A 12,289-nucleotide genomic window follows, 5' to 3' on the forward strand; every position below is an offset into this window, starting at 1 on the left:
AATCATTGGAGTTCTCGTATACATTGCGGAAACACTAGATGAAAAAAAGTAGAGCTCAATTTTTTAGTTTGAGAGGTGATGATATGCTTTCATTATACATTTTATTATTTCTTATATACTGCGGGACATACATCATATTAAAAATCCTGAGTGCTATCATAAAACATTGGAAGTCCCAGAATAAGGATAAGGCAAGTCGTAAAAGGAACTTGCTACTACGAGCACCGTCGCTTACTGCCCTGATTATCATTATTGTGATTGCCTTTGGAACGTATATCCAACTGCAAATGAAATATACCCAACTTGAAGACAACCTAAGAGATCATCTCATTCGTGTAGAGGGGTACACTCCATCCGAGATTGTCAGGATCGAGGCGAAGCTCAGCAAAATGCCACAATACCCTGTCTATGTCGAATTTGCTGTTGATCCAGACATCGTACATATATACACAGATCGAAATTCTAATCAATGGGTTCACTTAAATGCAAAATAGCCCAAGCCGATCACATAGGCAATCGGCTTGGGGCGAGCAACGCTTTGGCCGGGTTCACTCGCCCTATCATTATAATTGAGATTAAGAAACAGCTACAAGCAGCATTTTAGACATGAGCTTAGGACGAATTGAATTTTGCATATTGTTAACCTCTCACAGCATCTCTTCTTACACTCATCGTATACGATGGAGTGCAACAGCTCTTGAAGTAATACAAGGCAGCGTGGAAGAGAGGCGAAGGGCATGATACAAGCGGTGGTGTTCAATCTGGAAAGCACAATGCTGGACCCCGAAGGACTTCGATTATCGCAAGGCATGGCCGACATTTTTCGCTGGATGGGGGTCCAGGTCGGTCTTACGGATATCAGGCGTGGACGGGGGTTGCCCCTACGAGAGCATATCGCCCATATTTTGCAGCTTGCTGAAGTGCGAAGGAACTGGGTGAATCATTATGGACATGAGCCTGGGCTTAAGGATGTAGAGCATATTTATAACGAGCTGCTGCCGATGCTGCAATCCATGCTGCATGGTACAGCCCCGGCTAAGGGATTGAATCTGGCGTTACAGGAGATTCGAGAGCGGCGTATCCAGTGTGGTGCAACATCTGCACTTTCGCTTGAGATGCTGAGTACGGTCCCAGGTCATGTATTTAATACATTGGGACTGGATTGCATGGTGACGCCTTGTGAGGTGAGCAACGGTCGTCCTTATCCGTGGATGCTGTATGAGATGGCCCAACGCATGCAGGTATATCCGCTAAGCGATGTAGTGAAGGTAGGAGATACGGTTATAGACATGCAAGAGGGTAGAAATGCCGGGGTATGGACAATTGGGGTGCTGAATCGGAATGAGGAGCCTGCCGCAGCGGATGGAACGTCAGCCCCAACCCCATTCGACAAGGAAGAGCGACGTCGTGAAGCAGCGTACAATCTGAAGCGTGCTGGTGCACATCTAATCATTGATTCATTATCTGATCTGCCCTACATGCTACGCGAGATTGAGCTGTTACAACACACCGGAGGATATCCGGCGTAATCAACAAAATAACATATACCAGCGTAAAATAAAAAAGAGCCTTCATTTCCACACACACAAGTGGTTATGAAGGTTCTTTTGCGTGGTCACATACTCTTGATTTGCAGGCTTTTGCGATAGGAGCGTGGGGTCGTTCCCGTCTCTCTCTTGAACATGTTACAAAATTGAGCATCATTCACGAAGCCAGCTTCGGCCGAGATCTCGGAGATGGACATCTGCGTGCTAGCCAGCAGGTGCTTGGAGTAATCCAGACGCTTGATCAGCAAGTACCTGGAAGGGGCCGTACCATAGCGCTCTTTGAACAAATGCCGAAATCGATCATAGCTGTAGCCAGACATATCAGCCAGCATATCGACGGATAGACGCTGTTTGAAATGCTCATCAATATGAGCAAGTACATACTGTAGCCGATCTCCAGAGAACAAGGGATGCCGCTTGCCTGTCCCTCGTTGTAGCAGATGCAACAGCATATGGTGAAGACGATCATTCAGATGCTTCTGAAAGCCCTCTCGACGTCTTGTATATTCGGTGCTCAGCTCCTGCATATAGCTGCGGATACTGTGCTCCTTGTCATCCCGATGCATACCCTGAAGCTCCGTAGCCTTGGACCTAGCTGTCTGAAACCCGATGAACAGCACCTCGGCATCCTCGCGGTGGTCTTCGTCATGCTGCTGTAACGGAGGGATCAAGGCATAAGAGCCAGCTTGAAAATGGTAGCTATGCTCCCCGATCGTCGAGGTCCCTTTGCCCTTGAGATAATAGATCAGCTCATAGCATTCATGATGATGAGGGATAATATGTGTGAATCTGGCATGCTCCGCCCTGACAACATACAGAACTTGATCCATAATCGCCCTCCCCGAAATTTCGACATTTAGCCGAATCGTACAAAAACATGGCCGAAATCATATAAATATCATGGCTGAATTTTGTTATGATCATACTCACAAACGAAAGTTAACTGTTGTTACCCATTGTTACGTTCGGTTTTTGGTAATGAAACATTGCAATATGGTTCAAGTGGGCACATCTGATACACAATTTGTTAGAAAGACCTGATGTACAAGTATGACAGATCATCAATGATTTTAACAACAAACAGGGGTGTGAGTAAAGAAAATGAAGAAGAATGCATTGGTAATGTGTATGTTGGCTGTGCTGCTACTGCTGTCCGCTTGCGGAGGAACGAAAGGCGCATCTGAAGGAACGGGCACAAATGGTACTGACGGTGGTAGTGAACAGGGTGACCGCTTGAAGGTTGTGCTGCTGATTCCAGGCACGCTGGGGGACAAATCATTCTTCGACGCAGCCAATCATGGTCTGGAAATGGTCAAAACGGAGCTGGACGCCGAGACCAAGGTGATTGAGATGGGTACGGACAAGACGAAGTGGGAGCCTACGTTTAATGATATTGCAGCTGAGGACTGGAATATCGTCATTTCCGGTGGTTCCGAGATTACAGAGATGTTCAATGCGACAGCCGAGCTGTATCCTGACAAGACTTTTATTAACTATGACACAGACATCGAGGATGCACCTGCCAATGTCTACAACATGTCTTATTCTACGAATCAAGTATCCTTCCTAGCGGGAGCCGTTGCTGCGTTGGCCACGAAATCGGACATGCCACAGGCCAATGAAGACAACGTAATCGGTTTCCTGGGTGGTATGGATATTCCAGGCATCAACGCCTTTCTCGTAGGCTATATTCAGGGAGCCAAATATGTGGACCCTGACATCAAGGTCGCTGTATCGTATGCAGGTGATTTTGTAAATCCAGCCAAGGGAAAAGAGCTGTCGCTCATTCAATATAATTCCGGTGTCGATGTGATCTTCAATGTAGCAGGTGGTACTGGCCTTGGCATCTTTGATGCGGCAAAAGAGAAATCCAAATATGCCATTGGCGTGGATTCCGACCAGGCGGCACTATTGAAAGATACAGACAGTGAGAAAGCGAATCTCATTATTACCTCTGCGATCAAGAAGATTGACACAGCCATCCTTGAAGCGGTGACCAAAGCCAAGGAAGGCACACTGGAGACGGGCAAACGTGAAGTATTAGGATTCGTCGAGAACGGTGTAGGAATTGCCGAAAATGATATTTACAAGGAAGTGTTCCCAGCCGAGCTGCAGGCTCAAGTAGAGGACATTAAGAAGAGGCTGATGAACAATGAGATCACAGTAGCGAATGCAATGGGTATGGAGACTTCCGAGATCGAAGAGATCCGCAACAGTGTCAAGCCATAAGCCCACTAACTGAAAGAGGCTATGTCGTTTTTTCATAGTCTACTACCTTTGAATCAATTCGATTTTTGGTGTTAATGATCTGCGGAGATCGTAGTTAGCGGAAAGCGGGGAAGCCCTAGAGAAACGGAGTGTCCACCTTTAAGCCGGCTGTTCATCAGCTTTTCAGTTTCATTGGAAAGAACAGCAAGCTTAACAGTGGTCGACAGGGCTCCCCGCTTGCAGCGGCTCTACACTCACACACGGGAATTGATCTTGTACAGCTGGAAAGTGTAGTCATCCTATTTGATGCATTTTTCGGCTGTATATTTTTTGTGCATATTTGCTGTAGAGAGGAGTTGCCTACCATGCCCGGCGCGCTGCTGGAAATGCGAAACATTACGAAGGTATACCCGAATGGGGTCGTGGCTAACAAGAACATACAGTTCTCTTTGCAGGAGGGCGAGATTCATGCCATTGCTGGCGAGAACGGTGCAGGCAAGTCCACCTTGATGAAGATGATGTTCGGGATGGAGGAGCCGAGTGAAGGCGAGATTCTGCTAAAAGGCCAGCAGGTGAAGCTGGGCAATCCGCAGGATGCTATAGCGCTGGGTATTGGTATGGTGCATCAGCATTTCATGCTGGTACCGTCTTTTACAGTTGCAGAGAATATGGTGCTTGGTATGGAGCCAAGGCGAGGGGTCGGTATTCACTATGCGGAGGCCGTGCGGATGACGAAGGAGACGGCCCAGAAGTACAACCTGACGGTGAATCCTGAAGCGAAGGTCGAGGATCTGAGTGTGGGAATGAAGCAGAAGGTGGAGATTCTCAAGGCGCTGCTTCGTGGCGCAGAAATTCTCATTCTGGATGAGCCTACGGCTGTATTGACGCCCCAAGAGACGGAGGAGCTGTTCCGGGAGCTCAAGCAGCTGAAGGAGAAGGGCCATACGATCGTGTTCATCTCGCACAAGCTGAAGGAAGTGAAGGAGATCTGTGACCGGATCACAATTCTACGGGGTGGACGTACAGAGGGTGTATTCAACATAGCGGATGTCAGTGAGCAGGAAATCTCACGGCTGATGGTCGGACGGGATGTCGTGCTGAAGTATGATAAGACGCGTCCGAGCTATGGTGACCCTGTACTATCGGTACAGGGACTTGGAGCTGTTGATCATGAAGGGAAGACTCTGCTGTCGGATATTAGCTTTCATGTTCGTGCCGGAGAGATTGTGGGCATCGCCGGAGTCGAAGGCAACGGACAAGCGCAATTGATCGAGGCTCTGACCGGAAGACTGCATAACAGTCAGGCCGTAGGAGAGGTTGCAGTAAAAGGTAGAAGCATCAACACTCTCGACATTCATGATATTCGTAAGCTGGGTGTCTCCTACATCCCGGAGGATCGGAATCGGCAGGGTGCCGCGAGTGAAGCCAGCATTGCGGATAATCTGATCTCTACCCAGTATCGTTCGAAGAATTTGAATAAAGGCTTGTTCCTGAGCATGTCATCTGTTCACAAGCTGGCACGCTCACTGATTGAGGAATTCAAGGTGCGGTGCTCTGGCCCCACGCAGCAGATTGGTATGCTGTCTGGTGGTAATATGCAAAAGGTAGTCGTTGCCCGGGAGTGCTCGACCGGACCCGACCTGCTGATTGCGGAGCAGCCCACGCGTGGCGTGGATATCGGTGCAGCCCAATTCATCCATCAGAAGCTCCTGGAGCTGCGGGATGCCGGCTGTGCTGTCGTGCTCGTCTCGGCGGATCTGAATGAGATCCTCGAAATGAGTGATACGCTGCTCGTATTGTACGATGGGAAGATTGTTGCCCGCCTAGAGTCACCAGCCAGTGTCAGTGAAGAGGAGCTTGGCCTCTACATGCTGGGTATTCAACGTCAGCAGGAGCAATTGAGTGAGGAGGCTTCCCCATGTTCCGATTGAAGTATTTTGAAGTATTGCGGACCTCAGCGGTCATTCTGATTGCGCTTGCTATCGCATTCATTATTATTTCCTTGGTAAGCAGCCAGCCTGTAGAAACGATTCGCATCTTTCTGTTCGAGCCGCTATCAACGGTAAGCAGAATGGGAAATGTAGTCGAAATGGCCATTCCACTCATGTTCACGGGGCTGTCGGTATCGCTCCTGTTCAAGACGAATATGTTCAACCTTGGAGCAGAGGGTATCTTTTACATCTCTGGCATAGTCGCTGCGATTCTGGCTATTCACCTGAGCATGAACGGAATTCTGCACCCGATTATAGCTATTACTGCAGGTTCTATTACGGGAGCGCTCATCTCGGCCATACCTGGCTACCTGAAGGCCAAATGGAACGCGAATGAGCTGGTTACCTCTCTGATGTTCAATAGTATTTTATTCGGGATTGGCTTGTACCTGCTGAATTATCATCTGCGGGATGCCAAGGCCTTCTCGAATGTATCCTATAAATTTGCTCAGACGGCCCAGCTAGACAAAATTGTACCGGGCACCCGCCTGCATACCGGGCTGATTATTGTGTTGGTACTCATCGTAGCTGCTCACTTCTTCATGTACCGGACCCGGTGGGGGTATGAGCTGCGTATGACGGGGGCTAACCGTGAGTTCGCTGGCTACTCTGGCATGAAGACAGCCAAGGTAATCATTGTCGTGCATTTGATTGCAGGCTTCATCGCTGGAATGGGCGGTTCTGTAGAGGTGCTGGGTATGTATAATCGCTTCCAATGGACTGCGCTGCCAGGATACGGGCTTGATGGCGCACTTGTAGCCATGCTTGCGAAGAATAACCCGCTGTCCGTTATCGGAGCGGCACTCTTCCTGGCCTATATTCGCATTGGTGCTGATCTGATGGCTCGCCTGTCGGACGTGCCTTCCGAGATGATCTCGATTATTCAGGCTGTCATTATCCTGCTGATCTCGGCAGAGCAGTTCCTCAAATTCTGGAAGAATCGGATGCTGCTGAAGGAGGCCAAGCTTCATGAATAGTCTGTTGAACGTGATTCTTACGACGGATTTTGCATTTTCGGTGCTGCGGGTGACGACGCCGATCCTGTTCGCTGCATTGGGTGCCTTGATCTCCAATCGTGCGGGCATCATCAACATCGGTATGGAAGGCATCATGCTGGTATCAGCGCTGGCTGGGGTTGTTGTTAGCTCTTATACAAGCAGTGCCTGGATAGGCTTGCTGGGTGCTGTCCTTTCTGGTACAGCGATTGCCGGGCTGCTAGCTTTCTTCACCCTTAAGTTCAAGACGCATATTATTCTGGGCGGGGTTGCTATCAATATGTTCGCATCAGGGGGAACTGTATTCCTGCTGTACCTGTTAAGCGGCGATAAAGGCTCGTCCACCTCCTTGCCCAGCAAGGTGCTGCCTAGCCTGGATATTCCCCTGCTTGATCAGGTGCCGGTGCTCGGTCCGATCCTGTCCGGTCATCATATTCTGACTTATGTCTCTATACTGGCGGTTATCGCCGTCTATTATCTGTTGAAGCGAACGCCGCTGGGGCTGCAGATTCGCTCGGTTGGCGAGAATCCACACGCAGCTCAATCCGTCGGAGTCAGCGTGGTGAAAATTCAATATGCGGCCTTACTGCTGAGTGGTTTTTTCGCCAGTCTGGGAGGAGCCTACATGTCGATGGGGTACCTGTCCCTGTTCACTCGGGATATGATTGCCGGACGGGGCTGGATTGCGATCGCAGCTGAGTCCATGGGGCGGAGCACGACAGTAGGTACAGCACTGACCTCGCTGCTCTTCGGTGCAGCAGAAGCGTTAGCAAATGCACTGCAGGTGCTCAAGATTCCAGCCGAGCTGATCGGTACGTTGCCATATGTGGCTACCGTCATCGGTCTGATCGTCTATGCGATTGCAGAGACACGCAAGAAGCGCCGGAAGCTGGCACAAAAAACGAACTGAGGAGAGGACCATGACTAGACCAATTATTATTGACTGCGATCCGGGGCATGACGATGCCATTGCTATATTGCTGGCGCTGGCTCATCCTGCGCAGCTGGAGATCAAAGGAATCACCACAGTAGGCGGCAACCAGGTGTTGGAGAAAATCACAGATAACGCACTGAAGATTCTGAGCTTCGTAGGTGCGGACATCCCTGTAGCCAAAGGCGCGAAGGGACCGCTGCTCGGTACGCTGGTGACGGGAGAAGAGGCTCATGGCGAATCCGGCATGGATGGCCCGGTGCTACCTCCAAGCCGCTATCGTCCGCTGGAGATGGGAGCAGTCGAATTCATGCGGGATATCCTGCTGTCCTCGCCTGAGCCCGTTACATTGGTACCGATTGGCCCGCTGACTAACATTGCGACGTTGATTCGTGCCTATCCTGAGCTACAATCCCGTATTGCGGGCATTTCGATGATGGGCGGCGGACTTGCCTACGGCAATGTGACACGCACAGCGGAATTCAACATTTACGTTGATCCCGAGGCGGCTCAGATTGTCTTCGAATCAGGCATTCCTATTACAATGAGCGGTCTGGACGTGACGGATAAGGCCGCTATATTCGACGAAGAGATCGAAGCGCTGAAGACGCGTGGCCCAGTCTCTGTCATGGTAGGAGAGCTACTGGATTTCTATTCGATCTTCGGGAAAAAGATGGGCTATCATGGCAATGCACTGCATGATCCATGTGCTATTGCATGGTTGCTGAAGCCCGAGCTGTTCCAGTCCAAAATGGTGGATGTCACGATCGAGACACAAGGGACGTATACCCGCGGGATGACGGTAGGTGACCTGCGTACGAAGACAGACCGGGAGCCGAACGTTAATGTGCTGCTCGGCGTTGATCGTGAAGCCTTTATTCGTCTTATTTTTGAAGCGCTGGCTATACTGGATGCCAAGGTGCTGCAAGCCTCGCAAGGAGATGCATAACATGGCGGGCTGGACAGACTTGCAAGAGACGGTGAGGCTGGAGCTCATACAGCGGGGCGAAGAGGGCTGCGATACGCAGGGCTTTGCGGAGCGCTGGACAGCTGCGGGTCAGGACGAACATAAGCTGCTGGAGCTATATCATGAGCTAATGAGCCTCACTGTAACTCCGGAATTCCCCTTCGAGGAGCCTTCAGATCTGGAAGGAATTCGTCGTCTGCGGCCAGATGGCCCACGGACTCTTCAGGCCGACTGGAGTGAGGAGATATGGCAGGATAAATTCCGTGGTGCCTGGCTGGGACGCAGTATTGGTTGCGCGCTCGGTAAGCCGCTGGAGCACCCTGATTATTTGTACGGCAAGGATGGACGACCAGGATGGGAGAATGTCGAGCTCTGGTTCAAGGGGGCGGACGCTTGGCCGATCCAAGGCTATACGCCAGAGCATTCCAGAGCTGAACAGGAGTACGGGCTGGGGTTGACGGATTTGGGACCCCTGAGTGTACGGGAGAAAATTCGCTTCATGGAAAGCGATGATGATATCCGCTATACGATTTTGGGCCTGCTCATGCTGGAGGAGAAGGGGCTCGACTGGGATTCCTGGGATATCGGGAAGCTGTGGCATCGCCGTCTGACGTACAGTCAGGTATGTACAGCAGAGACCCAGGCCTACATGAATTTTGCACAGGAGACTTCTCATCTTCATCCGGGCAAGCCTTCGAACTGGTTGGAGCGCCAGGAGCATGTACGGATGCACTTGAATCCTTATCGGGAATGGATTGGAGCTGCGATTCGTGCCGATGGTCTGGCCTATGGTGTAGCCGGGCGACCAGAGTTGGCAGCAGAGCTGGGCTGGCGCGATGCCTCGTTCTCTCATGTGAAGAATGGCATTTATGGTGAGATGCTGGCTGCGGCTATGATTGCGGCTGCATTCGTGGAGAGCGACAGTGAGCGCATTGTACAGGTTGGCTTAAGTGAGATTCCGAGGACCAGTCGCTTGGCGGCGGATGTTCAGCGTGGCATGGAGATTGGGCTTGAGGCTCGCAATGAACGGGAGCTCGTTAGCCGGATCTGGGATACCTTCAGTCACTATGATGCGGTGCACACGAATAACAATGCGGCGCTGGTAGCAGCGTCACTAGTATATGCGGGCAATGATTTTGAGAAGGCGGTAGTGACCTCTGTATACGGAGGAATGGATACGGACTGCAACGGGGCTACCGTAGGCTCCATTATGGGGGCACGACTCGGTGCATCACAGCTGCCGCAGTCCTGGACAGCTCCGCTAAATGATACGCTGTATGCTGATCTGATCGGCTTTGATCCGGTGTCCATCTCCTCTTGCGCTGAGCGTAGCTATCAGGTATTCCTGAAGCTGCGTCAGCAGGCTTAGAGCAAGAACTTTAGAGTAGACTTTGACCGAATCAAAACGGAGTGTAGAGCCGCTGCAAGCGGGGAGCCCTGTTGACTGCTGTTAAGCTTGCTGTTCTTTGATTTGAGCTAAATAGCAGTTGAACAGCAGTTGAACAGTAACCTTAAAGGCAGACACTTCGTTTCTCTAGGGCTTCCCTGCTTACCGCTGACCACGCACGAGAAGCTTCCAAGACCACAATCTACGTGGGTCTGGAAGCTTTTTTTGCATATTTATACTTTTTACGCCGGAAAACGAACTACTCTATACTCATAAGAACCAAGCTCGAGTGGCCCGGGAGGCAGCTGTTGTCCGCTCAGGGCGTCCTCTCCCAAGTACGGAAGTGTGACGGAGCCGCCATGACCGTCCATATTGACGATTACCCATAGCTCGTAGCCCTCTCCCTGGCGGGGACAGACAATGGTCCCCGAGGTGACATCACTCCGCAACCGAACCTCGGATTGCGCTGCATAATGATCAATCAGCTTGCGTAGCAGCAGATCTCCGTCGTCACCGGTTGGCAGCGAGCCCAGCATGACGACGGACCCGCGTCCATAGCTGCGTTCGGTAACAAAGGACAAGCCGGGTGTCAGTCCGCCGATGACTTCCCCTATACTGACCGCCTCGCCGGGAAGTGGGTCGAAGAGGGCACTCCATAACGATAAATCCGCCGAGACACCGAAGGCATGGCCGATCGACCCGGATTGCTCCATCGGGTACGTATACTTCGTCTTGACACCAGCCAACTGTTCGAGCTCCTTGCCCAGCGCAGCATCTGTATGAATCGTATGTTCTTGGGTTCGTCCACCGCTCAGTGGACCTACAATCCAGGTGCCACCCTCGGCTACAAATTGCCGAGCCTTAGCCAAGTACTCGGGAGATATATAATGAACGAACGGTGTGAGCAGTAGCTTGTATCCACTAAGCTCAGCTCCCTCCGGCAGCAGGTCGCGATGAATCCCCATGTTCAGCACGCGCTTGTAGTAATCCCCTAGCAGTCCACGGTAATTCAATCCCCGATGCGGCTCTGTTGCGAGGTACGCCTTGGTACGGTCTGAATAAGTAATGGCTACTTCGGCCTGCACGGGATGGCTATGAAGTAGGCAGGGCTCTAGCTCGCGTCGAGCAGACTCCACCTCCAGGACGTTGGCATAGCCTACCCCGTAATCGCCCCAAGCGCTTAGCACGGCACTGTGCGTCTGCTCACTGCCGCTGCGCTGCTGTCGCCAGAGCCAGTAGCAGAACGCTTCAGCTCCCAGCGCATAGGCAGCTACCGCCTCAGCCTTCAGATATCCATTCGGATGCGGATGAGCATAGCTCTTCAGTGAGCCCGCGAAGGAGGAGCTTGTCTCCATGATCCAGAAGCTCCGGCCCGGCTTGAAATTACGCCACAGGTCACAGTTCAGAAGATACGCGTGCACGTTCTCCTGTGAGGCGTAGGTATCGTATGAGGCGAAGTCGAGATTCTGGTACAGCCGTTCATTATCCACATGAAAGGCAACGCTGCTGTTGTGCGTGATGGGAGCATCCGAATAGCGACGCAGGACAGCCGCCTGCTCATCTGCGAATTCCGCGATCTTCTCCATGGAGAAGAGACGGTACATAGTCCACAGCGAGGAGCTATGCAGGAATGGAGCTGGTCCCGGCTGGGGCACCTGATCGAAGCGCTGATAGCGCTGATTCCAGATATTCGTTCCCCAAGCTTCATTCAACTGCTCGATAGTACCGTAGCGTGCCTCCAGCCATTCATGCCATAGCCCCAGGCAGGTGCTACACATACATTCGGCTACATGGGCTTTGAATTCATTGTCCAGCTGCCAGCCCACAAGGCCAGGCAATTGCCCGAGCTCCCGTGCGAGATGCTCTGCCAGAATGGCAGCCCGTTCCCGGAAATAAGGATGATTCGTGCAAATGTGCTGACGAGCTCCGTGCCCCATGACCGTGCCTTGCTGATCTACGAAGCAGCGTTCAGGATGCTGATGGGTCATCCAGATCGGCGGAGTAGGCGTAGGTGTGCACATGATCGTATCAATCCCGTGCCGATGCAGACGTTCAATGAAGTCGGCGAACGGCGTGATATTAATACGACCCTCCTCTGGCTCCAGCATACTCCATACGAATTCCCCCATACGGACCAGATTAATTCCGGTCTCCTTCATCAGCCGAATATCCTGCTCCAGCACATCCTCATTCCACAGCTCGGGATACCAGGCGGCCCCGTGATACAGCTTAGCTGTCATATTCGTACAGCCTCCTTGTCTCG

The 12,289-nt window shown here is 51.6% G+C and carries 9 protein-coding genes; 7 read left to right on the forward strand and 2 right to left on the reverse strand.

The genetic code is table 11. The annotated features are described in order from the left end of the window. Positions 1–737 precede the first annotated feature (737 nt). Complete coding sequence (locus K331_RS0112035) at positions 738–1,529, forward strand: HAD hydrolase-like protein (protein WP_028590480.1); 792 nt, start codon at positions 738–740, stop codon at positions 1,527–1,529. An 86-nt stretch (positions 1,530–1,615) separates the two neighbouring features. On the opposite strand, the gene K331_RS0112040 is transcribed toward K331_RS0112035, so the two are convergent. Next, positions 1,616–2,377: an AraC family transcriptional regulator gene (locus K331_RS0112040; RefSeq protein ID WP_028590481.1), complete on the reverse strand. Its 762-nt coding sequence runs from the start codon at positions 2,375–2,377 to the stop codon at positions 1,616–1,618. Between the two features lie 271 nt (positions 2,378–2,648). Between K331_RS0112040 and K331_RS0112045 the strand changes: the two genes are divergently transcribed. From K331_RS0112045 to K331_RS0112070, 6 genes are all read left to right on the forward strand, one after another. After that, positions 2,649–3,776, forward strand: coding sequence for a BMP family ABC transporter substrate-binding protein (locus tag K331_RS0112045; protein WP_028590482.1), 1,128 nt, complete (start codon positions 2,649–2,651; stop codon positions 3,774–3,776). 344 nt (positions 3,777–4,120) lie between these two features. Then, positions 4,121–5,686, forward strand: coding sequence for an ABC transporter ATP-binding protein (locus K331_RS0112050; RefSeq protein ID WP_028590483.1), 1,566 nt, complete (start codon positions 4,121–4,123; stop codon positions 5,684–5,686). Next, on the forward strand, positions 5,674–6,723 hold the full coding sequence (locus K331_RS0112055) for an ABC transporter permease (RefSeq protein ID WP_028590484.1): 1,050 nt from the start codon (positions 5,674–5,676) through the stop codon (positions 6,721–6,723). The genes K331_RS0112050 and K331_RS0112055 overlap by 13 nt, the downstream gene beginning before the upstream one ends. Next, the gene (locus K331_RS0112060) at positions 6,716–7,651 is read left to right on the forward strand and encodes an ABC transporter permease (RefSeq protein WP_028590485.1); all 936 of its coding nucleotides are present in this window, start codon (positions 6,716–6,718) and stop codon (positions 7,649–7,651) included. Before K331_RS0112055 ends, K331_RS0112060 begins: the two co-directional genes overlap by 8 nt. 10 nt (positions 7,652–7,661) lie before the next feature. Further along, entirely contained in the window at positions 7,662–8,621 is a 960-nt protein-coding gene (locus tag K331_RS0112065) for a nucleoside hydrolase (RefSeq protein WP_018887126.1), read from the forward strand. A 1-nt stretch (position 8,622) separates the two neighbouring features. Then, a complete protein-coding gene (locus K331_RS0112070) occupies positions 8,623–10,008 on the forward strand; it encodes an ADP-ribosylglycohydrolase family protein (RefSeq protein WP_028590486.1) in 1,386 nt (461 codons plus the stop codon). Positions 10,009–10,268: 260 nt separating this feature from the next. Here K331_RS0112070 and K331_RS0112075 read toward each other — a convergent pair whose 3' ends face one another. Then, entirely contained in the window at positions 10,269–12,266 is a 1,998-nt protein-coding gene (locus tag K331_RS0112075; protein ID WP_028590487.1) for a beta-galactosidase, read from the reverse strand. Between the last annotated feature and the right edge of the window lie 23 nt (positions 12,267–12,289).

It is taken from the genome of Paenibacillus massiliensis subsp. panacisoli DSM 21345 (genome assembly GCF_000426545.1).
GTDB lineage: Bacteria > Bacillota > Bacilli > Paenibacillales > Paenibacillaceae > Paenibacillus > Paenibacillus panacisoli.

What these genes read in the sequence shown, in the direction of transcription:
- K331_RS0112060 (WP_028590485.1), top strand. Translation starts at nt 6,716, where the DNA reads ATGAATAGTCTGTTGAACGTGATTCTTACGACGGATTTTGCATTTTCG.
- K331_RS0112065 (WP_018887126.1), top strand. Translation starts at nt 7,662, where the DNA reads ATGACTAGACCAATTATTATTGACTGCGATCCGGGGCATGACGATGCC.
- K331_RS0112055 (WP_028590484.1), top strand. Translation starts at nt 5,674, where the DNA reads ATGTTCCGATTGAAGTATTTTGAAGTATTGCGGACCTCAGCGGTCATT.
- K331_RS0112075 (WP_028590487.1), bottom strand. Translation starts at nt 12,266, where the DNA reads ATGACAGCTAAGCTGTATCACGGGGCCGCCTGGTATCCCGAGCTGTGG.
- K331_RS0112050 (WP_028590483.1), top strand. Translation starts at nt 4,121, where the DNA reads ATGCCCGGCGCGCTGCTGGAAATGCGAAACATTACGAAGGTATACCCG.
- K331_RS0112070 (WP_028590486.1), top strand. Translation starts at nt 8,623, where the DNA reads ATGGCGGGCTGGACAGACTTGCAAGAGACGGTGAGGCTGGAGCTCATA.
- K331_RS0112045 (WP_028590482.1), top strand. Translation starts at nt 2,649, where the DNA reads ATGAAGAAGAATGCATTGGTAATGTGTATGTTGGCTGTGCTGCTACTG.
- K331_RS0112035 (WP_028590480.1), top strand. Translation starts at nt 738, where the DNA reads ATGATACAAGCGGTGGTGTTCAATCTGGAAAGCACAATGCTGGACCCC.
- K331_RS0112040 (WP_028590481.1), bottom strand. Translation starts at nt 2,377, where the DNA reads ATGGATCAAGTTCTGTATGTTGTCAGGGCGGAGCATGCCAGATTCACA.